The sequence below is a fragment of the Blastococcus litoris genome, from assembly GCF_003075095.1.
In the GTDB taxonomy this organism is placed as follows: domain Bacteria; phylum Actinomycetota; class Actinomycetes; order Mycobacteriales; family Geodermatophilaceae; genus Blastococcus_B; species Blastococcus_B litoris.
This window is the reverse complement of sequence record NZ_QCZF01000006.1, coordinates 214,607-237,234: the sequence shown is the minus strand read 5'-3', so window position 1 is coordinate 237,234 and position 22,628 is coordinate 214,607. Positions and strand designations below refer to the sequence as shown.

Here is a 22,628-nt window from a genome sequence, read left to right as displayed (position 1 = left end):
CCCTGGACGAGAGACAGTACTGCGGTACCGTTCCCAGTACTGTTCACGACGAGGGAGCACCGTGCCGGTCGACCGCGAACTGCCCACCCCCGAGGCCCACGACCTGATCGCGCTGACGCGCGAGCTGGCCGACGCCGAGCTGGCGCCGAAGGCCGCGCAGCACGAGCGCGAGGAGCGGTTCCCGCGCGAGGTGTTCCGCACCCTCGGTGACGCCGGGCTCCTCGGCCTGCCCTTCGGCGAGGACGTCGGCGGCGGCGGCCAGCCCTACGAGGTCTACCTCCAGGTCGTCGAGGAGCTGGCGGCCCGCTGGGCCAGCGTCGCGCTCGGCGTCAGCGTGCACACGCTCGCCTGCTTCCCGATCGACGGGTTCGGCACCGACGAGCAGCGCCGCGACCTGCTGCCCGACATGGTGGGCGGCCGGCTGCTCGGCGCCTACTGCCTGTCCGAGGCGCACGCCGGCTCCGACCCGGCGGCCATGCGCGCCGCCGCGACGTCCGCCGACGACGGCTGGGTCGCCAACGGGGAGAAGGCCTGGGTCACCCACGGCGGCCACGCCGACTTCTACTCGACGTTCCTCCGGACGCCGGACGACGGCGCGAGAGGCATCTCCTGCTTCCACCTCACCCCCGACCTGCCCGGCTTCTCCCCTGCCCGGCCCGAGGAGAAGATGGGCCTGACCGGCTCCACGACGGCGGCGATCCGGCTGGACGACGTCCCGGTGCCGGCCGACCGGCTCGTCGGCGAGCGCGGCCGCGGCCTCTCGATCGCCCTCGCCGCCCTCGACTCGGGCCGCCTCGGCGTCAGCGCGGTCGCCGTCGGGTTGGCGCAGTCGGCCCTCGACGTCGCCGTCCGGTACGCGAGCGAGCGGGAGGCGTTCGGCCGCCCGGTCATCGAGCACCAGGGCCTGGCGTTCCTCCTGGCCGACATGGCGGCCGCGGTGGAGTCCGCCCGGGCCACGTACCTGGTCGCCGCGCGCCGCAGGGACGCCGGCAAGGACTACTCGCGCCAGGCCAGCATCGCCAAGCTGGTCGCCACCGACGCCGCCATGAAGGTCACCACCGACGCCGTCCAGGTGCTCGGCGGGGCCGGCTACACGCGCGAGTTCCCCGTGGAGCGGTACATGCGCGAGGCGAAGGTCATGCAGATCTTCGAGGGGACCAACCAGATCCAGCGCATGGTGATCGGGAAGTCCCTCGCGCGCGACGCGGTCCCCGCGACCGGCTGACCCCCAGCTGTGGGCGGTCGGGTGCAGAGTGCGCCGCATGACCACGTTCGCCGACGTCGAGGCGCAGGAACCGGAGTTCGCCGCCCGTGTCCGCGCCACCTTCGACGCGCACCGGCACAAGTACCTGGCCACCCTCCGCCGCGACGGCTCACCGCGGATCAGCGGGATCGAGATGTCCTTCGTCGGAGGCGAGCCGTGGCTGGCCGGCATGCCCGGCTCGGTGAAATTCACCGACCTCCGCCGCGATCCGCGCTTCATGCTGCACAGCGGCAGCCCCGAGCCGGAGTCGTTCGAGGCGGACGCGAAGCTCGCCGGGCGCGCCCTCCCGGTGACCGGCACCGAGGAGCGGGCCGGCTTCGCGACCGCGGCCGGGCTGCCGCCCGGCGACCTGGGGTTCGAGCTGTTCCGCGTCGAGCTCGACCAGGTCGTCCTCGTGGCGCTGGACGAGGAGAAGACCGCCCTGGTGGTCACGTCGTGGCGGCCCGGGACGGGGCTGACCCGCAGCCGGCGCACCTGACCGGGTGCACGGGCAACCCGTGACGTCCGTCAGTGGACCCGGAGACCGGCGCCGCAGCAGACTGGGGACCCCCGCACCAGGAGAACCGCGATGCCCGAGCCCCACCTGCGCGCCGCCGACGCCGACCGCGCCACCGTCGCCACCGTCCTCGGCCAGCACATGTCCGCCGGCCGGCTGACCGTGGACGAGTACGACGAGCGCCTGGCGCGGGTGTACGCGGCGAAGACCTACGGGGAGCTGGACCAGATCACCGCCGACCTGCCCTCCACCGGCCTGGCGGCCCGGCCGCCGGCTCCGCCCGTCGCCTCCCCGCAGGCGAGCCCGGCCCGGGCCGGCGGGTGGGACCACGACCCGAACTCCTGGCGGTCCTGGGCCACGACCTCCCTGATCGTGCTGGTGATCTGGGCGGCGACCTCGCTGGCCACCTGGGAGTTCCTCTACTTCTGGCCGGTCTGGGTCATCGGCCCCTGGGGCGCGGTCCTGCTGGCCCAGACCGTGACCCGGCGGGGCGACGACGGTGACGGGCGCCGCCGGCTCCCCTGACCGCCGCCGTCACCGCATGCGCGGGTCGTGGGTGGGGTCGGCGTAGGGGGCGGGGCACCCGTCGTCCACGGCAGCCGGGCGCAGCTCGTAGTGCCAGGGCTCGTTGCCGTAGATCTGGCACAGCCCGTAGGCGTCGCCGTGGGCCGACAGCCACGACATGGCGTCGGTGGGCCCGATGTCGACCGCGTCCCCCGTCACGTGGGGCGACGTCTCCGCCGTCGCGACCCAGCGGGCCGCCTCCTCCGCGGAGCCGTGCTCGGAGACCGCCTCGCGGAGCAGCTGCTCCTGGTACGCCGCGGAGCGCCAGCCGCTGCTGACGGAGAAGGCGATCCCGTCCTCCGCGGCCTCCGTCGCGGCCCGGCGCAGGGCGTCCCGGAGCTCCGGGTCGAGGCCGGTCACCGCCGGGAACGCGTCGTCGAAGACCGTCACGCCGTCCGGTACGACCCCGTCGTCCGGGCCCACACCGCCGGCGTCACCCCCCGCGAGCAGGCGGGGCACCTCGGGCCGGGCCAGGAACGGGGGGTCCGCCGTCCACGGGCCCGCCGCGTGGCCGGCCACCGCGCGGTACCCCAGGACGACGCCGAGGACCGCCGCCGCGCAGAGCGCCAGGAGAAGGACGGCCGTCGACCGTGCGCGGTGGGCGGGAGTTCGTGTTCGCTCGCTGTCGGGCATGCCGGCAGCCAAGGCCGGAGCGTGTTGCCGGGGCGTATGCGCTTCTGCATACGTCGGCGATACGCCCAGCTCTCTAACCTCGGCGCGTGCGCGTGCTGGTCGTCGAGGACGAACCCCTGCTGGCCGAGGCGATCCGCGACGGCCTGCGCCTCGAGGCGATCGCCGCCGACCTCGCCGGCGACGGGCACACCGCCCTCGAACTGCTCGAGGTCAACACCTACGACGTCGCCGTGCTCGACCGCGACGTCCCGGGCCCGTCCGGGGACGAGATCGCCGCCCGCATCGTCGCGTCGGGCAGCGGCCTGCCCATCCTGATGCTCACCGCCGCGGACCGGCTCGACGACAAGGCCTCCGGCTTCGAGCTGGGGGCCGACGACTACCTGACCAAGCCGTTCGCGCTGCGGGAGCTGGTGCTCAGGCTCCGGGCGCTCGACCGCCGGCGCGCGCACGTCCGGCCGCCGGTGCGGGAGATCGCCGGGCTGCGCGTCGACCCGTTCCGACGGGAGGTCCAGCGCGACGGCCGCCACGTCGCGCTCACCCGGAAGCAGTTCGCCGTGCTCGAGGTGCTGGTCGCCGCGGAGGGCGGCGTGGTCAGCGCCGAGGAGCTGCTCGAACGGGCCTGGGACGTGAACGCCGACCCGTTCACCAACGCCGTGCGGATCACCGTGTCGGCGCTGCGCAAGCGGCTCGGCGAGCCGTGGGTCATCGCCACCGTGCCGGGCGTGGGGTACCGGATCGACCCCGGCACCGACGCCCGTGGGTAGGCCGCCGGGCCCGAGCGCCCGGCTGAAGCTCGCCCTCAGCTACGCGGGCTTCCTGGTGCTCGCCGGTGCCCTGCTCCTGGCCGTCGTGTGGCTGTTCCTCCTGCGGTACGTGCCGGACGGCGTGCTCGTCACCGGCGACGCACGGGGCCCAGGCCCCGGGCTGTTCGTCCCCAACCGGTCCGACCTCGAGCGCGCCTTCGTCCCGCGCGCGGCCGCGGCGCTGGCATTCCTGCTCCTGCTCGGGCTGGCGGGCGGCTGGTTCCTCGCCGGCCGGATGCTCGCGCCGCTGACCCGCATCACCGAGGCGACGCGGCTGGCGGCGCAGGGCTCGCTCTCGCACCGGATCGCGCTGCCCGGGCGCCAGGACGAGTTCCGCGAGCTCGCCGACGCCTTCGACGGCATGCTCGGGCGGCTCGAGGCCCACGTCGACGAGCAGCGCCGCTTCGCCGCCAACGCCTCGCACGAGCTCCGCACGCCCCTGACGGTCATGCGCACGCTGCTCGACGTGGCCCGCGAGGACCCGGACCGGGACGCCGCCCGGCTCGTCGAACGGCTGCACGCCGTCACGACCCGCGCCATCGACCTCACCGAGGCGCTGCTGCTGCTCAGCCGCGCCGAGCAGGGGTCCTTCGCGCCGGAACCCGTGGACCTCTCCCTGGTGGCGGAGGAGGCCGCCGAGACCCTCCTGCCGCTCGCGGAGGGACGCGGCGTCGGCGTCGAGACCTCGGGCGGGACGGCGGTCGCGCCGGGCTCGCACCCGCTGCTGCTGCAGCTGGTGACGAACCTGCTGCACAACGCGGTGGTCCACAACCTCCCCGCCGGGGGCACCGTGCGGGTGCGGACGAGCGCGCGCGGCGGGGTCGCGACCCTCGTCGTCGAGAGCACCGGGGCGCAGCTGGACGCGCGGCGGGTCGCCACGTTCACCGAACCGTTCCAGCGGGGCACCGAGCGCGTCCGCACCGATCACGACGGTGCGGGCCTCGGCCTCGCCATCGTCGAGCGCATCGCGCGGGCCCACGGGGGGACGCTCGCCCTCGCGGCCCGGCCCACGGGGGGCCTGTGCGTCACGGTCCGGCTGCCGGCCGCCGCCTGACCGGGCGGGACGACGGATGCCGGGGCCCTGACGGGCTCCCGGCATCCCTGGTGATCGTGCTCGTGGTGGGCAAGGGGGGAGTTGAACCCCCACGTCCTTTCGGACACACGGACCTGAACCGTGCGCGTCTGCCATTCCGCCACTTGCCCTGGCGCCCGCAGAGATTAGCAGTCGGAGACCGTGACCCGGCCGGGGGGTGGGTCGTTCCCCGGTCGATGTCGACGACGCATGGGACAGGTGTGACGTACCGGCGAGTTACCGGCCGGTCAGCAGGGCACGTCCCGGCTACGATCACCGTTGGGACAGCTGGACGACCGACCGAGCGCAGAGGAGCGACTGTGGGTGTGCTGCAGCGCTTCGAGCGACGCCTCGAGGGCATGGTCGGCCTCGCGTTCGCCCGCATCTTCAAGGGCAAGGTGCACCCGGCCGAGATCGCCAAGGCCCTCCAGCGGGAGGCCGACGAGCAGAGGTCGGTGATGGGTGAGGGCCGCGTGCTCGCGCCCAACGTCTACGTCGTGACCCTGGGCCGCACGGACTTCGAGCACCTGGGCCAGTGGTCGGACCAGCTGGCCGGCGAGCTCGCCGACATGGTGGCCGAGCACATCGACGACGAGGGCTACCAGGTCTTCGACAAGGTGACGGTGCGCCTCGAGCAGGACGCCGACCTGCCCACCGGCGTCTTCGAGGTCAGCTCGCACGTCGCCGACCCGGCGCGACCCCCCTCGCGCGACGACTTCGCGGTGGCCGCTCCCCCGCGCCCCGCGACCGGCGCCCACCCGCCGCTGCCGCCCCTGCCCCCGCTCCCGCCGCTGCGCGGGCGCACGGCGACGGACACCGGCAAGCAGGGCCCGTCGTTCACCGGCCGCGCCGGCAGCCGCCCGGGCGCCACGCACGTCCTCGTCGTCGACGGCCCCGGCACCCGCCACGAGCTCACCCACGGCCGCAACGTCATCGGGCGCGGCACGGAGGCCGACATCCGGCTCCCGGACACCGGCGTCAGCCGCAAGCACGTCGACGTCGTCCTCGAGGGCGGGACGGCGACGGTCGAGGACCTCGGCTCCACCAACGGCACGCTGGTCAACGGCCGTCGCGTCAACCGGCACGCGCTCTCCGACGGCGACGTCATCCGGATCGGTCACTCGGTGCTGGTGTACCGCCAGGACGGCCAGTGACAGGGCTGTTGCTGCCGTGAGCGAGATCGTCCTGCAGGTCTTCCGCTTCGGGTTCCTGCTGCTGCTCTGGCTGTTCATCTTCGCGGCCTTCCGCGTGGTGCGGGCCGACCTCTTCGGTGGCCGCACCGGCCGGGTCGCCTCGGTCCCGCCGCGCGCCGCCGCGGCGGTCACCGGCCGCAAGCGGGGTCAGCGCGGGCCCAAGACCCTCGTGGTCACGGCGGGCCCGCTGACCGGCACGAAGATCACCCTCGGCGACCAGCCGATCCTCATCGGCCGGGCCGACGACTCGACCCTCGTCCTCACCGATGACTTCGCCAGCTCGCGGCACGCGCGCCTCACCAACCGCGGCGGCCAGTGGTACGTGGAGGACCTGGGTTCCACCAACGGCACCTACCTCGACCAGCAGCGCGTCCAGGGACCGTTGCTGGTCGGTCCCGGTCAGCCGATCCGCATCGGGCAGACTGCCCTGGAGCTGCGCACGTGACCGCACGTGCCGGCACCGACATGAGGACAGCTACCGGGCGCACGCGCCCCCCGAGCGCCAGCGAGGTGGATGCATGAGCCTCGTCCTGAGGTATGCGGCGCGCTCGGACCGCGGACTGATCCGCGGCAACAACCAGGACTCCGTCTACGCCGGCCCGCGCCTGCTCGCCGTCGCCGACGGCATGGGCGGGCACGCGGCCGGCGACGTGGCCAGCAAGGTGGTCATCGCCGCGCTGGAGCACCTCGACGACGACGCGCCCTCGGGCGACATGCTCCAGGCCCTGCGCGAGGCGGTGTTCGAGGGCAGCGAGCACCTGCGCGAGGTCATCCGCGAGTCGCCGCAGCTCGAGGGCATGGGCACCACCCTCACCGCGATCCTGTTCGCCGGCGGCCGCCTCGCCCTCTGCCACGTCGGCGACTCCCGGGCCTACCTGGTGCGCGACGGCCAGCTCTCGCAGATCACCCACGACGACACGTTCGTCCAGACGCTGATCGACGACGGCCGGATCACCGCCGAGGAGGCCAACAGCCACCCGCAGCGCTCGCTGCTCCTGCGCGCGCTCAACGGGCAGGAGGTCGAGCCGGACCTCTCGATGCGCGAGGCCCGCGCCGGCGACCGCTACCTGCTGTGCTCCGACGGCCTGTCCGGAGTGGTCAGCGAGGAGACCCTGGCCTCGGCGCTCCAGGACCCGGACCCCCAGTCGACGGCCGACCGGCTCATCGAGCTGGCGCTGCGCAGCGGCGGCCCGGACAACATCACCGTGATCGTGGCCGACGTCGTCGAGGACGACGGCGGCCGCGGACGGCTGGACCCGGTGATCGACGGCGCCGCCGGGGACAACATCGGTCAGCGCCAGGTCGACGCCCGGTCGGCCGCCGGCCGCGCGGCCCTCGCCGATCCGCAGCCCACGGCACCGCCACCACCTACACCGCCGACGGGCGGCGGCCCCTCCGCCCGCCGCCGCCCGCTGCGACTTCTCCTGGTGGCGGTGGCAGCTCTCGTGGTGCTCGTCGCGGGAGCTGTCGGAACGTACGTGTGGGCCCTCGGGCACTGGTTCGTGGGCGTCGACGGCACCGGCGAGGACGAGCAGGTCGCCGTCTTCCGGGGCCTGGACGTCTCCATCGTCGGCTTCGACTTCTTCGAGCTCGACCGCGACACCGGCCTCGCGGTCGGCGACCTCACCCCGGCGGCGCGCAACCGGGTCCGCGGCGGCATCACCGCCGACGACGCCGAGGACGCCGACCGGATCCTCGCCGCCCTGCACGACCAGCGGCTGCCGCCCTGCCGGGTCACCGGCTCCTCCCAGCCCTCGCCGTCTCCGTCCGCGGCGCCGACGCCGGACCCGGGCGCCCCGCTGCCCACGGGGACCCCGGCGACCGACGCGCCGGCGGCCGGGGCCACCGCCACGCCGTCCACGTCGGCCCGGACGACGGCGTCGTCCGAGCCGGGGGAGAACTGCCGGGAGGCCGACTGATGGCCGGCCCGGTGACCGACCCCCGCGGAGCCGCGGCCGGCACCGCGCTGCCCACCCGGCGCGGCACCGAGGCGGTGCTCCTCGGCTTCGCCGTCCTCATCACCGTGGTCGCGCAGTGCATCGTCGACCTGACCATCACCGGCTCGCTGCGCCCCGAGATGGCGGGCTTCAGCGCCTGGATCACGGCCCTGTGGGTGGTCGCCCACCTGGTCATCCGCAAGTGGGCGGCCTACGCCGACCCGCTGATCCTGCCCGCGGTGGCCCTGCTCGTCGGGCTGGGACTCACCGTCATCCACCGCCTCGACCTCGCCGCGGAGCAGATCGAGAGCAACGTGACCCGCGAGGACGCCCCGGTCCAGCTGGTCTGGGCGACGCTCGGGGTCGCGCTGTTCGTCGCCTTCCTGGTGTTCGTGAAGGACCACCGGACCCTCTCCCGCTACGCCTACACGCTGGCGCTCGCCGGGCTGGCGCTGCTCGCCCTGCCGGCGGTCCTCCCGGCGTCCCTGTCGGAGGTCAACGGCGCCAAGATCTGGATCCGGCTGGCCGGCTTCTCCATCCAGCCGGGCGAGTTCGCGAAGATCTGCCTCGTCGTCTTCTTCGCCGCCTACCTCGTCGACAAGCGCGACGTGCTCGCCCTGGCCAGCCGCCGGGTCGCGGGCATCGAGCTGCCGCGCGGCCGCGACCTCGGGCCGGTGCTGCTCGCCTGGGTCCTGTCGATCCTCGTGCTGGTCTTCGAGCGCGACCTGGGCAGCTCCCTGCTGCTGTTCGGGATCTTCGTCGTGATGCTCTACGTCGCCACCGAGCGGTCGAGCTGGCTGCTGATCGGCGTCGGCCTGTTCGCCGGTGGCGCCTTCATCGCCTACCAGGTCTTCGGCCACGTCCGGGCCCGCGTCGACACCTGGCTGGACCCCTTCGCCTACCAGGACGGCGCCGGCTACCAGCTGGTCCAGTCGCTGTTCGGCCTGGGCACCGGCGGCATCTTCGGTGCCGGCCTCGGCGGGGGGCGGCCCGACCAGGTGCCGGTGGCCAAGAGCGACTTCATCGCGGCCGCCGTCGGCGAGGAGCTCGGCCTCTTCGGCCTGGTCGCGGTCATCGTGGTGTACCTGATCCTCGTCGAGCGCGGCCTGCGCACCTCGCTGGTCGTGCGCGACGCCTTCGGCAAGCTGCTCGCCGCGGGCCTGTCGTTCGCGATCGCCTGGCAGGTGTTCGTCGTCCTCGGCGGGGTGACCGGCCTGCTGCCGCTCACCGGCCTCACCACGCCGTTCCTCGCCTACGGCGGCTCGTCGCTGGTCGCCAACTTCGTGCTCGTCGCGCTGCTGGTCCGGATCAGCGACGCGGCCCGCCGCCCGGCCACGCCGCACGGCTCGCCGCCGCCGCGCCTGGGGGAGGCACCCACCGAGGTGGTCACCCCGTGAACGCACCCCTGCGCCGCGTCGCGATCAGCGTGCTCGTGCTGTTCACGCTGCTGATCGTCAACGTGAACTGGATCCAGGTGGTCCGCTCCGACGAGCTGCGGACGAACCAGTCCAACACCCGCGTGCTGGCCGCGGAGTACGACCGCGAGCGCGGGGCGATCATCGTCAACGGCACCGCGATCGCCGAGTCGGTGCCCACCGACGGCCGGCTGAAGTACCTGCGCAACTACCCGCAGGGCGCGTTGTACGCGGCGGTGACCGGGTACCACTCGCTGATCTACAACAACTCGCAGCTCGAGTACGCCGAGAACGAGATCCTGGCGGGCACCGACCCCCGCCTCACGTTCCGGCGTCTGGCCGACATGTTCACCGGGCGCGACCCCGCCGGCGGCGACGTCGTCCTCACCCTGGACCCCGCCGTCCAGGAGGCCGCCATGGCCGGTCTCGAGGGCGTGACCGGCGCCGTCGTGGCGCTGGACCCGCAGACCGGGGCGATCCTCGGCATGGCCAGCACGCCCAGCTACGACCCGACCCGGCTGTCCAGCCACGACCCGGCCGACATCCGCGCCTACTGGGACGAGCTGGAGGCCGCCGACCCGGACCCGCGGCTGAACCGCGCCATCGGCGACAACTACCCGCCCGGCTCGCTGTTCAAGGTGATCGTGTCGGCGGCGGCGCTCGAGGAGGGGCGTACGCCCGACACCGTCATCCCGGCGCCCGACATCCTGACGCTGCCGCAGACGAGCACGCAGCTGCGCAACTTCGGCAACTCCCGGTGCAGCCCCACCCAGGAGCAGCCGCTCATCGAGGCCCTCACCATCTCCTGCAACACCGCCTTCGCCCAGCTGGGGATCGACCTCGGCGAGGACAAGATCCGCGAGATGGCCGAGGCGTTCGGGCTGGACGACGAGGGCTTCGACATCCCGCTGAAGGTGGAGCCCAGCGGCATCGGGGAGATCGAGAGCGAGGCGGCCCTCGGCCAGACCTCCATCGGGCAGCGCGACGTCCGCATGACCCCGCTGCAGGCCGCCCTGGTGGCCGCCACCGTGGCCAACGACGGCGTGCAGATGAAGCCCTACCTGGTCGACCAGGTGCAGGCCCCCGACCTCACGGTCATCGACTCGACCGAGCCGGAGGAGTGGCGGGAGCCGATCTCCGCCGAGGTGGCCGACCAGCTGACCGAGATGATGCTCAGCGTCGTCGAGAACGGCTCCGGCCGCGCCGCCCGCATCGCGGGGGTGCAGGTCGCCGGCAAGACGGGGACGGCGCAGGTGAGCGACGAGGTCGCCGACCACACCTGGTTCATGGGTTTCGCCCCGGCCGACGACCCGCAGATCGCCGTCGCGGTCTTCGTGGCCAACGGGGGCGGCACCGGTGGCGAGCGGTCGGCACCGATCGCCCGCCAGGTCATCGAGGCCTACCTGAACGGGCAGGGGAACTGATGGCCCTGTCCACCGGGAGCCTGCTGGCCGGGCGCTACGAGATCACCGCCCCCATCGCGGTGGGTGGCATGGGCGAGGTGTGGAAGGCCCGCGACAACGTCCTCGACCGGATCGTGGCCGCGAAGGTGCTCAAGAGCGAGTACACCAACGACCCGAGCTTCCTCGCGCGCTTCCGCAACGAGGCCCGGCACACCGCCGCCCTGACCCATCCGAACATCGCCTCGGTCTACGACTACGGCGAGACCGTCGACGACACCGGGACCCAGCAGCTGGCCTTCCTGGTCATGGAGTTCGTCGAGGGGCAACCGCTCGTCACGATCCTGCACGAGGAGGGCGCCCTCCCCGTCGACTGGACGCTGCACGTGCTCAGCCAGTCCGCCGACGGGCTGTCCGCCGCGCACCGGGCCGGCGTCGTGCACCGCGACATCAAGCCGGGCAACCTCATGGTCCGGCCGGACGGCGTCGTCAAGCTCACCGACTTCGGCATCGCCCAGGCACGCGACACCACGCCGCTGACCCGGACCGGGATGGTGGTCGGGACGGCGCAGTACCTCTCCCCGGAGCAGGCGCAGGGCCTCGAGGTCACGGCCGCCTCCGACGTCTACTCCCTCGGCGTCGTCGCCTACGAGTGCCTGACCGGGGTCCGGCCCTTCGACGGCGCCTCGCAGGTCGCCATCGCCCTGGCCCACATCAACCGGCCGCCGCCCCCGCTCCCCGCGCACATCCCCCCGGCGGTGCGGCTGCTGGTCGAGCGGGCCCTGGCCAAGGACCCCGGCGACCGGTTCCCCGACGGCGGCGCCTTCGCCGAGGCCATCCGCCGGGTGGCGTCGGGCGGCACCCTCGCGCCCGTCGTCGGACCGGGCACGATGCCCACCCAGGTGGTCGCCGGCGGCGGGCTCGCGGACTCCGCGACGCAGGTCATCCCGGCGACGGGCGCGACGGCCGTGGCCGGAGCCGGCTACCTGGGCCCGGGCACCGCGCCCAGCGGCCCCATGCCCCCGCTGCAGGCGCCGCCGGACGACGACGACTGGTACCCCGTCGACGAGCCGGCCGACGAGCGGCGCAGCCGGAGGTGGGCCTGGCTGGCCGCCGCGCTGGTGCTGGTCCTGCTGCTCGCCGGCGGCCTCTGGTACTTCCTGGGCAGCGACCGGGGGGACGGGAACGGCACCACTGCCGACCCGACGCGCTCCTCGGCCAGCACCTCCGCCGCTCCCTCGGGTGTCGTCCTCGACCCGGCGGCCTACATCGGGCGCCCGGCCGACGAGGTCCGCACCGAGCTGGAGGGCGCCGGCCTCGTGGTGGAGGAGCAGTCGGCGGACGACGACCAGCTGGCCTCCTCGGGGCAGGCGCTGGACGCCGGCGACGTGGCGGCGCTCGACCCGGCGGGCGGCACGGTGCCGGCGAACAGCGAGGTCACCCTCTTCGTCGCCGACGAGGCCTACGCCCCGGACGACGAGGAGGACGAGGAGGAGCAGCCGGTCCCCCCGCCGACCACCTCCGCCGCGCCGACGACCTCGGCCCGTCCGACCCCGACGCAGAGCGCCAACCCGTCGAACCCGGCGACCAACAACCCGACCACGTCCGCGCAGACGACGACGTCGTCCCAGCCGCCACTGGGCGGTACTCCCGGGCCGTCGGACCCGTCCCCGCCGGTCGAGCCTGGGGCGGAAGGGCAGGGCGGGGCACCGTGATCCACTCCGCCTGGATCTCCCGGGTTTCGCGCTGCCCAGCGGTTAGGCTCGCCGTCGGCTCCCCGCCCGCAGGAGGCCCCGCACGCCGGGGTTCCCGCCCGCTCGTCGAGGCCCTCGCCCGGACGACGCACAGCCACGCCCGAGAGGACCTCCGATGACCACGCCGCAGGTGCTCGGCGAGCGCTACGAGATCGGTGGCGTCCTCGGCCGCGGTGGCATGGCCGAGGTGCACCGCGGCCGCGACCTGCGACTGGGCCGCGAAGTCGCGGTCAAGGTGCTGCGCAGCGACCTGGCCCGCGACCCGTCGTTCCAGGTGCGGTTCCGCCGGGAGGCCCAGGCGTCCGCGTCGCTGAACCACCCGGCCATCGTCGCGGTCTACGACACCGGCGAGGACCGCACGAGCACCGGCGCGACGCCCTACATCGTCATGGAGTACGTCGAGGGCGAGACGCTGCGCGACGTGCTGCGCCGCGAGGGCCACCTCTCCCCCGAGCGCGCGATGAGCCTCTCGGCCGACATCTGCGGCGCCCTGGACTTCAGCCACCGCAACGGCATCGTCCACCGGGACGTGAAGCCCGGGAACGTGATGATCACGCCGCAGGGCACGGTCAAGGTGATGGACTTCGGCATCGCCCGCGCGGTCTCCGACTCCGCGGCCACGATGACCTCGACGGCCGCCGTGATCGGCACCGCCCAGTACCTCTCGCCGGAGCAGGCGCGCGGCGACAGCGTCGACGCGCGCTCCGACGTCTACTCCCTCGGCTGCATGCTGTACGAGCTGGTGACCGGCGCCCCGCCGTTCACCGGCGACTCCCCGGTCTCCGTGGCCTACCAGCACGTGCGGGAGGACCCGCGGCTCCCGTCGTCGATCAACCGGGAGATCCCGCCCGAGCTGGACGCGATCCTGCTCAAGGCCATGAGCAAGAACCCGGCGAACCGGTACCAGTCGGCCGCCGAGATGCGCAACGACCTGCTGCGGGCCCTGGCCGGGCAGCGGGTCGAGGCCACGCCGGTCATGGGCGACGCCGAGAAGACCGCGATCATCGGCGCCCCGCCCGGTGGGTTCGGCACGTACGGCGACGACGACGCCGACTGGGACGACGACGAGCAGGAGCGCAAGCGCAGGAAGCGCCGCATCATCGCGATCGTCTCCGTCGTGGCGGTGCTGCTCGTCGCGGGCGCGATCGCCATCGCCGTGGCGATGAGCGGTGGCGAGGAGACGCCGACCACCCGGCAGGTGCAGGTCCCGACGGTGGCCAACCTGCCCCAGGCGCAGGCCGAGCAGGCCCTGACCGATGCCGGCCTGACGGTCGGCACGGTCACCACCGAGGCCAGCACCACCGTGGCCGAGGGCAACGTCATCAGCAGCGACCCGGCCGCCGGCGCATCGCGGGACGAGGGCACGGCCGTCGACCTGGTGGTCAGCGGGGGTCCGGACACCCTCGGCGTCCCGGCCGTCGTCGGGCTGGATGAGGAGCGCGCCCGGGCCCAGCTCGAGCAGGCCGGCTTCACCAGCATCAACAGCCGCCAGGTCGAGTCCCTGGAGGACGAGGGCACCGTGGTCGGCGTGAACCCCGCCGAGGGCCAGCAGGCCGCGCCGAACCAGCCGATCACGCTGCAGATCTCGACCGGCACCCTCCGGCTGCCCGACGTCGCCAACCGCAGCGAGGCCGACGCCCGCAAGGCGCTGACCGACCTCGGGTTCTCCAACAGCCAGATCGTCTCGGTCAACTCGGAGCGGGACGACGTCCCCCAGGGCACCGTCGTCGGGACGGAACCGGGTGCCGGTACCGCCGTCGGCGCCGGCGAGGAGATCACCCTGCTGATCGCCGTCCCGACGCCGCCGGAGCCGACGCCCACCTCGGCGACGCCGACCACGTCCTCGTCGGCTCCGCCCACGTAGGCCGCACGACGACGAAGGGCCCCTCCCCGCACCGGGAAGGGGCCCTTCGTCGTCCTGGGCGGCTAGGAGGCCGTGACGGCGGCCAGGCGGCGCACGCCGGCGGCGGCGGCCTCCACGACCTCCGGGTCGGGGGCCAGACCGCACGCCCCGAGCCAGGTGGCGAGCATGCGGTGGCCGCCTTCGGTGAGGACCGACTCCGGGTGGAACTGGACGCCCTCGATGGGCAGCTCGCGGTGCCGCAGTGCCATCACGATGCCCGACGGCGTGGTGCCGGTGACCTCGAGCTCGTCGGGCACGGTGGCGGGGTCGACGGCCAGCGAGTGGTAGCGGGTGGCGGTGAACGGCGAGGGCAGCCCGGCGAGGACGCCGTCCCCCTCGTGGACGACCTGGCTGGTCTTCCCGTGCAGCAGCTCGGGCGCCCGGACGACGACGGCGCCGAAGGCCTCGGCGATGGCCTGGTGGCCCAGGCAGACGCCCAGCACCGGCGTCCCCGCCTCGGCGGCCGCGCGCACCATGGGCACGGTCACGCCGGCACCGGCCGGGGTGCCCGGGCCGGGCGACAGCAGCACGCCCGCGACGTCGAGGTCGGCCAGCTCGTCGACGTCCACGGCGTCGTTGCGCCGGACGATGCACCGCACGCCCAGCTGGCCCAGGTACTGGACCAGGTTGTAGACGAAGCTGTCGAAGTTGTCGACGACGAGGACGGGACGGTCAGCGGTCGTCCCGCTCATGGCCCCTCCTCTCATCCGGCGGTCGCGTACTGCAGGTCCAGGGCGCCATCGTAGGCGGGCAGCTCCACGTCCGGTCGCTCGCGCACGGTGAAGGTCAGCCCGTAGGCCTCGACGGCCTGCTGGAAGACGGCCACCTGGGGCGAGGCCGCCAGCTGCGCGCGGACCGCCGAGGGCTCGACGATGGCCGCGACGACGAACGGCGGCGAGTAGGTGCGGCCCTGCAGCAGCAGGGTGTTGCCCACGCAGCGGACGGCGCTGGTCGCGATCAGCCGCTGGTCCATGATCGCCACCCCGTCCGCCGCGGCTGCCCACACGGCGTTCACGACTGCCTGGACGTCGGACTGGTGGATGACCAGGTCGTCGGGGCGGGCGTTGACGGGCAGGCTGCCGTCCGGGCGCGAGGGGGCGTCGTCGAGGGTGATCACCACGCCGGGGCCGGACAGCGGCACCAGGGCGGCCGAGAGCGCGCCGGCGTCGCCCGCGGTCTGGGCGGCGGCCACGTCGGTGTCCCGGGAGGCGGCCTGCTCGGTGAGCCGCTCCACCTGGCGCTGGAGGTCCCCGAGCTGGTCCTCCTGGTCGGCGATCACGTCGTTGCGCTGGTCGATCAGCCCGGAGAGCTCGGTGACCTCCCCACCCCGGAGGTTCGTGCCCTGCGCGGCGCTGCTGGACGTGGCGAACAGCAGCCCGGCGAGGAGGGCCACCACGGGGACGAGCGCGCCCCAGGCCGACAGCCGGCGTCCGCCGAGGAGCGGCCGGCGCAGCAGCGACCTGCTCACGGGCACCTCCTCGGGGGGAACTCCTGGGCGCGACGGCATGTGTCCCGGCCTCGTCGTCCCCTGGCAGCTTAGGCTGGGGGCGGTTGCGGACGGGGGTGACAGCCCGGCCCGCGGAAGGGAGAACGTCAGGTGCCCAAGTCCAAGGTGCGCAAGAAGTCGGCCTACACGCCGCCGGACACGGTGCTGCAGCCGCGGTCGGCGCAGGCGCGGGCCGCCCAGCCGAGCCCGCGCTGGTACGCCCCGCTCATGGTCGCGCTGATGCTGATCGGCCTGCTGTGGATCGTCGTGTACTACGTCGCCGGCGACAAGATCCCGTTCATGGTCTCGCTGGGCGCCTGGAACTTCGCGATCGGCTTCGGCGCGATGGTCGCCGGGCTGGTCATGTCGATGCGCTGGCGCTGACCGCCAGCTTCGCCGGCTGCACGAGGCCCTCGTCCCCACCCGGGGACGGGGGCCTCTGCCGTGCGCGGTGCGGACGCTGTGCACAGACCCGGCGTGCGTCCACAGGTCGACATGGCGCTCCACCCCCAGGGTTGTCCACCGCGTGTGGAGAGACGGAACGGACCCGCACCGCTGTGACCTGCGCTTATGCCACGGATGGGGCTCATGTGGCGGGAGCACCACGGGGGTAACTACACCCGTGTGAGTCTGTCCCCAGCTGTGCATACGGCTGTGGACGTGTCGACATGCGGGCAGGGGTGGACCGGTGACCGCCACGGGCCTCTACCCGTGCTGACCTGCGCGTACACGCGTGGCGGTGACGGATGGGAACCGTGTGGCGACGGAACGGTCGGTCCGGTGACGTGGCGGTCCTCCGGACCGCACCGCGGCCGGGGACGGCGCAGGGCGGCTCCCCGACGGGGAACCGCCCTGCGGACGGGTGCGCGTTCAGCTGTCGAGCAGCTCCAGCACGGTCGCGTTGGCCGTGCCGCCGCCCTCGCACATCGTCTGGAGGCCGTAGCGGATGCCGTCGGCCCGCATCTGGTGGATGAGCGTGGTCATGATGCGGGCGCCGGAGCCGCCGAGCGGGTGACCCAGGGCGATGGCACCGCCCCGCGGGTTCAGCCGGGCCTCGTCGGCACCGGTGTCGGCGAGCCAAGCCATGGGCACCGGCGCGAACGCCTCGTTCACCTCGTAGACGCCGATGTCCCCGATCGACAGCCCGGACCGGGCGAGCAGCTTCTGCGTCGCGGGGATCGGGGCGGTCAGCATGATGACCGGGTCGTCCCCGGCCATCACCGTGGTGTGGATGCGCACCAGCGGGGTCAGCCCGAGCTCGCGGGCCTTGTCGCTGGTGGTCACGAGCAGGGCCGCGGCACCGTCGGAGATCTGACTGGCGTTGCCCGCGCTGATGACGCCGTCCTCCTTGAACGGGGTCTTCAGCGACCCGAGCTTCTCCAGGGTGCCGCCCGGCCGGATCCCCTCGTCGGCGCTGACGACGCCCTCGGGGGTGGTCACCGGGGCGATCTCCTCGTCGAAGGCACCGTCGGCCTGCGCCTTCGCCGCCTTCTCGTGCGAGGCCAGGGAGAACTCGTCGAGCTGGGTGCGGGAGAAGCCCCAGCGCTCGGCGATCATCTCCGCGCCGATGCCCTGGTTCGGGTGGACGCCGCCGTAGCGCTCCATGAACAGCGGGCCGAGCGGCTTCCCCGCCGAGCCGTCGCCCCGGGCGGCCCCCATCGGGACGCGGCTCATCGACTCGACGCCGCCGGCGACGACGACGTCGGCCTGGCCGCTGATCACGGTCGCGGCGGCGAAGGCCACGGCCTGCTGCGAGGAGCCGCACTGACGGTCGATCGTCGTGCCCGGCACGCTCTCGGGCCAGCCGGCCGCCAGCACGGCGGTGCGGCCGATGTTGAACGTCTGCTCCCCGACCTGGCTCACGCAGCCCCAGAAGACGTCCTCGACCACGCCCGGGTCGATGCCCGAGCGCTCGGCCAGGGCGGTGAGGACGTGGGCGGAGAGGTCCACGGCGTGCACGCCGGACAGCCCTCCGCCGCGCTTGCCCACCGGGGTGCGCACGGCGGCGCAGATGACGGCATCTCGCATGGTCGAACTCCTCGACGACGGTCCGGGCGCCGAACGGTCAGCCCTGACCGATCGTAGGACGAGCGGTCCACTGGCAGGCTGGGCCCGTGCAGTGGTCACCCCGGGCCGGTGAGACGGTCGCGCTGGCGGTGCTGGGCGTCGGTCTCGCGCTCGCCGTCGTCGTCCTCGACGCCGCGGGGCGGGTCCTCGTCGGTGCCGGCGCGCTGCTCGTGCTCGGCCTGGCCGTCCGGGACCTGCTGACCCGCCCGCGGCTGGCCGCCGGGCCCGACGGGGTCGACGTCCGGAACGTCTCCGGTGGGCACCACCTGCCCTGGGCCCGGCTGCAGGTCCGCGTGCGCGAGACCCGCCGGCTCGGCATGCGCGGCCGCACGCTGGAGCTCGACACGGCTTCCGGTCCCGACGACGACGGCGTGCTGGTGGTCCTGGGCCGCCGCGACCTGGGCGCCGACCCGGAGGCGGTGGCCCGGGCCCTGCGGGGGATGGACCCGACGGCGCGCTAGAGGCTCAGCACCGCGATCGTCGGCGCCGTCGCGGCGACCACGGCGAGGAGGACGCCCAGCGCGGCCAGACCCGGCAGCTGGAGCTTCTCCCGCCGGCGGGTGGCGACGAGGACGGCCGCGGCCAGCGCCCCGGCCACCAGTCCGCCGAGGTGGCCCAGCAGCGAGACACCGGGCAGGAAGCTGATGAACACGTTGATGGCCAGCAGGGTGAGCAAGCCGCGGATGTCCTGCCGGCTGGCGACGAGCAGCACGCCGAGGGCGCCCAGGAGGCCGTAGAGCGCCGTGGAGGCGCCGGCGACGTACCCGCCGGGGAAACCGAAGAGCTGGATCGCCGTGGCGCCGCCGAGCGCGGACACCAGGTAGACGCCGAGGAACCGCCACCGGCCCAGCTGCCGCTCGAGCTCGGAGCCGAACAGGAGCAGCGCCAGCATGTTCATGGCCAGGTGCAGAGGCCCGATGTGCAGGAACGCGGCGGTGAGCAGGCGCCACCACTCGCCCAGCTGCACGAGGACCGGCATCTGCGCCAGGTCGGCGAACACCGGCGACCGGTAGTTGTCCATGGGCGGGTTGCCCACGGAGACCGCCGAGATCGCGGTGACCACGAACATCGCGACGTTCAGCGCGATGAGCGTGAGGGTCACCGCGCCCCAGCGGCGCCCCGCCGACCGCAGCCCGCTGCCCCGGCGGACCTGGCGCACGGAGGCGTTGCCCTCCCGGACGCACTCGGGGCACTGGAAGCCCACCGAGGCCGGGATCATGCACTCCGGGCAGATCGGCCGACCGCACCGCGTGCAGGAGATGCCGGTCGGCCGGTCCGGGTGCCGGTAGCAGGAGGACCCCGTCCCGCCCACCCCTCGCTCGCTCGGGGTGGGCCCCGGGACGGGGCCGTCGCCGGAGTTCGTCGTCAGCTGCGCTGCACCTCGACGGACTGGATGACGACGTCCTCGACGGGACGGTCGCCGCGGGCGGTGGGGGTGGTGGCGATGCGGTCGACGACGTCGCGGCTGGCCTGGTCGGCCACCTCGCCGAAGATCGTGTGCTTGCGGTTGAGGTGCGGGGTCGGCCCGACGGTGATGAAGAACTGCGAGCCGTTGGTGCCCGGGCCGGCGTTCGCCATCGCCAGGAGGTAGGGGCGGTCGAACGAGAGCTCGGGGTGGAACTCGTCGCCGAACTGGTAGCCGGGGCCGCCGTAGCCCTGACCCAGCGGGTCACCGCCCTGGATCATGAAGCCGGAGATGACCCGGTGGAAGATCGTGCCGTCGTACAGCGGGTCCGTCGTCTTCTGACGCGTCTCGGGGTGGGTCCACTCACGGGCGCCCTCGGCGAGGTCGGCGAAGTTCGCGACCGTCTTGGGGGCGTGGTCGGGGAACAGGTCCACGGTGATGTCGCCGTGGTTCGTGTGCAGCACCGCGCGGCGGGCGGGAGTCGATTCAGTCACGGCTCCACTCTGCCACCGATCAGCGGGGCACGACCGGCCGGTTCCCGGCGGCGCTCCACGTGGAACATCCACGACCGCTGGCCTGCCGCCGACCAGGGCCGGCGGGCTAGGTTGCCGCCGACACCGCCCCGCCCCCGGAGGACCCGCATGACGAGCGACCCCACGCTGCCGGACACCGGATTCCTGGCTCCCCCGGCCCCGTCCCCGGGTGCCTCGCGCCTGTTCGCCGACGACCGGGGCGACATGGGCTACGTCATGAACCTCTCGCACGCCTGGGCGCACCAGCCGGATCTGCACGACGGGCTGACCGAGCTGCTGAAGCAGGCCGGCGCCGCCGCGGGGCTCTCCTTCCGGCAGCGGGGTGTCCTCGTGGCGGCGTCCGCCGGCGCGTTGGGCGACCCCCACTGCTCGCTGGCGTGGGGGAAGCGGCTCGCGGGGGAGGCCGGCGACGACGTCGCCGCGGCCGTGCTCCGGGGTAAGGACGACGGCCTGGGAGTGGGCGACCGTGCCCTGGCCCGGTGGGCGCGGCAGCTGGCCCGAGACCCCAACGCGACGACGGCCGGCGACGTCGCTGCGCTGCGGGAGGCAGGGCTGGACGACGCGCAGATCGCCGCGATGACGCTGTACGTCGCGCTGCGGATCGCGTTCTCGACGGTGAACGACGCGCTGGGCGCCCGTCCGGACCAGCAGCTGGTCGCCGCCGCGCCGGAAGCGGTGCGGTCAGCGGTCGCCTACGGCCGGCCGCCGGCGGGCGAAGCGTCGCCGGCCTGATCGTCAGCGGTGGGTGGAGACGAGGGGAATCGAACCCCTAACCCCCGCCTTGCAAAATCGACCGAGGGGTGGTTTGACAGAATGGGCTATGACTGAAAACCCATCCTGACCAGCGCTTTCATCGTCGGCCGTCGTCGGGCGATGTTGGCCGTTTTCGGCCGTTTTGCGGACTATCTGCGGACTGTGTGCGGACTGGACGCATCACAGCCGTCGCTCCGACTGCTGCGTTCGGAGGCGGCACCCGCCCCATCCCCGCAGGAGCCTCTCCGACTGCGCCGGCCGCCGGAAGGGCGCTGCGCGTCCCTGCGGGATGGGCCTGCGGCCCACCCTTCCCCCGGCGCTGCACAGTCGGAGGCGAGCTGGTTATGGGGAAGCGGAGTAGACACTCGGCTGACCGCCCACGTTCTGCTTCGGCGCGGGAGGGCTGACGTCACCGATCCGCTGGTGGCGATGGCGGGTCCTCCGACCAGGATCGGTAGAGCTGGTGGATGCCCTCGGACTCGGCCAGCACGGTGCGCCACCGGGGATTCTGCGGCTCCCCGCCCATCTCAATGCACCACTGCACCGCCGACTCGAGGGTCTGTCGCGGCGTGACGAAGTGCCCGTCAGGTCGGACGGTGTAGAGGTGGAGGTGCGGGAAGGTGGCGTGACTCCGACCGGTCGGGTGCCAGTGCATCGCCCACAGCTTCGCGTTGTCCGGAGTCCTGAACTCGTACAGGTAAGCCGAGGTGGTGACCCGCCAGCGCCCCTGCTCGATGTCGTACCTCTCGGGGTCGGTCGGGACGATCCGATAATGCATGGACGCCAGGAACCGGCAGCCGGCTGCGTCACCACGCAGGAGGAGGCCGTCGCCGCCGTTGAGGCTCCACAGGTGCGTCTTGCCCGCGGTGGCGCGGCCGCCCGGCGAAACGACGATCTTGCCGACTCCGAGGCAGGCAACCGCCCGCTCAAGAGGGGTCAGGAACGCCTCGACCGCTTGATACGGCGACGCTCCCGGCACGAGTCGTCAGCGCACGAGGGGCAGGGCCATGAGCACGTCGAGCAGCCCGGGATGGGCATCAGGATCGACGTCGTCGAACGTGCCCTCGTCCAGGGCGACGAGGAAGTCCTCCCCGCTCAGGTCCAGGGCACGGCGGGCGATCCGGTCGAAGGCGACGGCAGCTTCCTCGGGGGTGAGCTCCTTCGCTTCGACGGACGCATTGCTCTCCGCGATCGACACGAGCACCCCTCCTTCATCCACACGTCCCTCCACAAGGACGTCCACACCCACGTGTCTACAGGGTGCCACCGACGAAGCGATTCGGGGAGTCAAGGCGTATGCGCCCGTCACACGTTCGGGGCGGGCCGTCGCGCTCCCTGGCCGCCCGCGCCCGGCGTCGCACATCTGCCGCGACTGCGCCCGGCCCGCGGCCACGCAACCGCGGGAAGACGGCGCTGAGGCGGGAGGTTCTCCGGGCATGGACGTGACGCTGCTGTACTTCGACGGGTGCACGACCTGGCAGGTGGCTGACCAGCGGCTGCAGGAAGCGCTGGCCCGCGCCGGCCGCGACGACGTGCGTGTGCAGCGCCGCCTGGTCAGCACCCCGGAGCAGGCCGAGGCCGCGCGGTTCCGCGGGTCGCCGACGGTGCTGGTGGACGGGCGGGACCCGTTCGCAAATCCCGCTGCCCCGGTCGGCCTGTCCTGCCGGGTGTACCGCACTGCGGACGGCCTGGCCGGATCACCGACGGTCGACCAGTTGCTCGCGGTCCTGCAGTGAGGCTGCCCGGCCGCCGGCTCGTCGGCACCGACGAGATCCGGTCGTGCGGCTGCTGTGGCCGCGACCTGCCGGTGACGGCCGTGCACGAGCTCGGCGCCACCCCGGGCGTCTACATCTGCCGCCGCTGCGGGTTGTGGGCCGCGACCCGGATCGGCCGCCGGTAGGACGGCACCGCCCGGTGCCCATCCGGGTCGGCGGTCAAGCGATCGGCAGA

The 22,628-nt window shown here is 73.7% G+C and carries 25 protein-coding genes and 1 tRNA gene; 17 read left to right on the top strand and 9 right to left on the bottom strand.

Annotated elements, in window-relative coordinates:
* Positions 1-61: 61 nt before the first annotated feature.
* The 3 genes from DCS98_RS14700 (at position 62) to DCS98_RS14690 (ending at position 2,285) form a co-directional block, all read left to right on the top strand.
* Positions 62-1,225: an acyl-CoA dehydrogenase family protein gene (locus DCS98_RS14700; RefSeq protein WP_116452103.1), complete on the top strand. Its 1,164-nt coding sequence runs from the start codon at positions 62-64 to the stop codon at positions 1,223-1,225.
* Positions 1,226-1,262: 37 nt separating this feature from the next.
* Positions 1,263-1,742, top strand: a complete 480-nt coding sequence (locus tag DCS98_RS14695; protein WP_116452270.1) for a pyridoxamine 5'-phosphate oxidase family protein — start codon at positions 1,263-1,265, stop codon at positions 1,740-1,742.
* A gap of 90 nt (positions 1,743-1,832) precedes the next feature.
* Positions 1,833-2,285, top strand: a complete 453-nt coding sequence (locus tag DCS98_RS14690) for a DUF1707 SHOCT-like domain-containing protein (RefSeq protein WP_116452102.1) — start codon at positions 1,833-1,835, stop codon at positions 2,283-2,285.
* 9 nt (positions 2,286-2,294) lie between these two features.
* On the opposite strand, the gene DCS98_RS14685 is transcribed toward DCS98_RS14690, so the two are convergent.
* Positions 2,295-2,957, bottom strand: coding sequence for a M15 family metallopeptidase (locus tag DCS98_RS14685; RefSeq protein WP_116452101.1), 663 nt, complete (start codon positions 2,955-2,957; stop codon positions 2,295-2,297).
* An 86-nt stretch (positions 2,958-3,043) separates the two neighbouring features.
* Here DCS98_RS14685 and DCS98_RS14680 point away from each other — a divergent pair, with 86 nt between their 5' ends.
* A complete protein-coding gene (locus DCS98_RS14680) occupies positions 3,044-3,721 on the top strand; it encodes a response regulator transcription factor (protein WP_116452100.1) in 678 nt (225 codons plus the stop codon).
* Positions 3,714-4,814: a sensor histidine kinase gene (locus DCS98_RS14675; RefSeq protein ID WP_116452099.1), complete on the top strand. Its 1,101-nt coding sequence runs from the start codon at positions 3,714-3,716 to the stop codon at positions 4,812-4,814. The genes DCS98_RS14680 and DCS98_RS14675 overlap by 8 nt, the downstream gene beginning before the upstream one ends.
* Before the next feature lie 63 nt (positions 4,815-4,877).
* On the opposite strand, the gene DCS98_RS14670 is transcribed toward DCS98_RS14675, so the two are convergent.
* Positions 4,878-4,963 (bottom strand) — tRNA-Leu (locus DCS98_RS14670).
* A gap of 189 nt (positions 4,964-5,152) precedes the next feature.
* Here DCS98_RS14670 and DCS98_RS14665 point away from each other — a divergent pair.
* From DCS98_RS14665 to pknB, 7 genes are all read left to right on the top strand, one after another.
* A complete protein-coding gene (locus tag DCS98_RS14665; protein WP_116452098.1) occupies positions 5,153-5,986 on the top strand; it encodes an FhaA domain-containing protein in 834 nt (277 codons plus the stop codon).
* 16 nt (positions 5,987-6,002) lie between these two features.
* Complete coding sequence (locus DCS98_RS14660) at positions 6,003-6,470, top strand: FHA domain-containing protein FhaB/FipA (RefSeq protein WP_116452097.1); 468 nt, start codon at positions 6,003-6,005, stop codon at positions 6,468-6,470.
* A 73-nt stretch (positions 6,471-6,543) separates the two neighbouring features.
* Complete coding sequence (locus DCS98_RS14655; RefSeq protein WP_116452096.1) at positions 6,544-7,944, top strand: PP2C family protein-serine/threonine phosphatase; 1,401 nt, start codon at positions 6,544-6,546, stop codon at positions 7,942-7,944.
* Positions 7,944-9,359, top strand: coding sequence for an FtsW/RodA/SpoVE family cell cycle protein (locus DCS98_RS14650; RefSeq protein WP_116452095.1), 1,416 nt, complete (start codon positions 7,944-7,946; stop codon positions 9,357-9,359). Before DCS98_RS14655 ends, DCS98_RS14650 begins: the two co-directional genes overlap by 1 nt.
* Entirely contained in the window at positions 9,356-10,801 is a 1,446-nt protein-coding gene (locus DCS98_RS14645) for a peptidoglycan D,D-transpeptidase FtsI family protein (RefSeq protein ID WP_116452094.1), read from the top strand. The genes DCS98_RS14650 and DCS98_RS14645 overlap by 4 nt, the downstream gene beginning before the upstream one ends.
* Complete coding sequence (locus tag DCS98_RS14640; protein ID WP_116452093.1) at positions 10,801-12,492, top strand: protein kinase domain-containing protein; 1,692 nt, start codon at positions 10,801-10,803, stop codon at positions 12,490-12,492. Before DCS98_RS14645 ends, DCS98_RS14640 begins: the two co-directional genes overlap by 1 nt.
* Before the next feature lie 154 nt (positions 12,493-12,646).
* Positions 12,647-14,395, top strand: a complete 1,749-nt coding sequence (gene pknB, locus DCS98_RS14635; RefSeq protein ID WP_116452092.1) for a Stk1 family PASTA domain-containing Ser/Thr kinase — start codon at positions 12,647-12,649, stop codon at positions 14,393-14,395.
* Between the two features lie 62 nt (positions 14,396-14,457).
* Here pknB and DCS98_RS14630 read toward each other — a convergent pair whose 3' ends face one another.
* The gene (locus tag DCS98_RS14630) at positions 14,458-15,126 is read right to left on the bottom strand and encodes an aminodeoxychorismate/anthranilate synthase component II (RefSeq protein WP_116452091.1); all 669 of its coding nucleotides are present in this window, start codon (positions 15,124-15,126) and stop codon (positions 14,458-14,460) included.
* 11 nt (positions 15,127-15,137) lie between these two features.
* Positions 15,138-15,902 (bottom strand): DUF881 domain-containing protein, encoded by a 765-nt coding sequence (locus DCS98_RS14625; protein WP_241038028.1) that lies wholly within the window; start codon positions 15,900-15,902, stop codon positions 15,138-15,140.
* A 129-nt stretch (positions 15,903-16,031) separates the two neighbouring features.
* Here DCS98_RS14625 and crgA point away from each other — a divergent pair, with 129 nt between their 5' ends.
* Positions 16,032-16,304 carry a cell division protein CrgA gene (crgA, locus tag DCS98_RS14620; RefSeq protein ID WP_116452089.1) on the top strand — a complete coding sequence of 91 codons (273 nt, stop codon included), beginning with the start codon at positions 16,032-16,034 and terminating at the stop codon, positions 16,302-16,304.
* A 486-nt stretch (positions 16,305-16,790) separates the two neighbouring features.
* Here crgA and DCS98_RS14615 read toward each other — a convergent pair whose 3' ends face one another.
* Positions 16,791-17,948 carry a thiolase family protein gene (locus tag DCS98_RS14615; RefSeq protein ID WP_116452088.1) on the bottom strand — a complete coding sequence of 386 codons (1,158 nt, stop codon included), beginning with the start codon at positions 17,946-17,948 and terminating at the stop codon, positions 16,791-16,793.
* 86 nt (positions 17,949-18,034) lie between these two features.
* Between DCS98_RS14615 and DCS98_RS14610 the strand changes: the two genes are divergently transcribed.
* Positions 18,035-18,448 (top strand): PH domain-containing protein, encoded by a 414-nt coding sequence (locus DCS98_RS14610; RefSeq protein ID WP_116452087.1) that lies wholly within the window; start codon positions 18,035-18,037, stop codon positions 18,446-18,448.
* On the opposite strand, the gene DCS98_RS14605 is transcribed toward DCS98_RS14610, so the two are convergent.
* Together DCS98_RS14605 and DCS98_RS14600 are read right to left on the bottom strand one after the other, a co-directional pair.
* On the bottom strand, positions 18,445-19,206 hold the full coding sequence (locus tag DCS98_RS14605; RefSeq protein ID WP_116452086.1) for a rhomboid family intramembrane serine protease: 762 nt from the start codon (positions 19,204-19,206) through the stop codon (positions 18,445-18,447). The genes DCS98_RS14610 and DCS98_RS14605 overlap by 4 nt on opposite strands.
* Before the next feature lie 146 nt (positions 19,207-19,352).
* Positions 19,353-19,886 (bottom strand): peptidylprolyl isomerase, encoded by a 534-nt coding sequence (locus tag DCS98_RS14600; protein WP_116452085.1) that lies wholly within the window; start codon positions 19,884-19,886, stop codon positions 19,353-19,355.
* A 147-nt stretch (positions 19,887-20,033) separates the two neighbouring features.
* Between DCS98_RS14600 and DCS98_RS14595 the strand changes: the two genes are divergently transcribed.
* Positions 20,034-20,657, top strand: coding sequence for a carboxymuconolactone decarboxylase family protein (locus tag DCS98_RS14595; protein ID WP_116452084.1), 624 nt, complete (start codon positions 20,034-20,036; stop codon positions 20,655-20,657).
* Between the two features lie 430 nt (positions 20,658-21,087).
* Here the strand turns inward: DCS98_RS14595 and DCS98_RS14590 are convergent, their stop codons facing one another.
* Together DCS98_RS14590 and DCS98_RS14585 are read right to left on the bottom strand one after the other, a co-directional pair.
* Positions 21,088-21,657 carry a hypothetical protein gene (locus DCS98_RS14590; RefSeq protein ID WP_097197168.1) on the bottom strand — a complete coding sequence of 190 codons (570 nt, stop codon included), beginning with the start codon at positions 21,655-21,657 and terminating at the stop codon, positions 21,088-21,090.
* A 6-nt stretch (positions 21,658-21,663) separates the two neighbouring features.
* Positions 21,664-21,876: a hypothetical protein gene (locus tag DCS98_RS14585; protein ID WP_097197189.1), complete on the bottom strand. Its 213-nt coding sequence runs from the start codon at positions 21,874-21,876 to the stop codon at positions 21,664-21,666.
* 238 nt (positions 21,877-22,114) lie between these two features.
* On the opposite strand from DCS98_RS14585, the gene DCS98_RS14580 reads away from it, so the two are divergent.
* Complete coding sequence (locus DCS98_RS14580) at positions 22,115-22,414, top strand: thioredoxin family protein (protein WP_116452083.1); 300 nt, start codon at positions 22,115-22,117, stop codon at positions 22,412-22,414.
* A complete protein-coding gene (locus DCS98_RS23075; protein ID WP_164704576.1) occupies positions 22,411-22,578 on the top strand; it encodes a hypothetical protein in 168 nt (55 codons plus the stop codon). The genes DCS98_RS14580 and DCS98_RS23075 overlap by 4 nt, the downstream gene beginning before the upstream one ends.
* Positions 22,579-22,628: the final 50 nt, after the last annotated feature.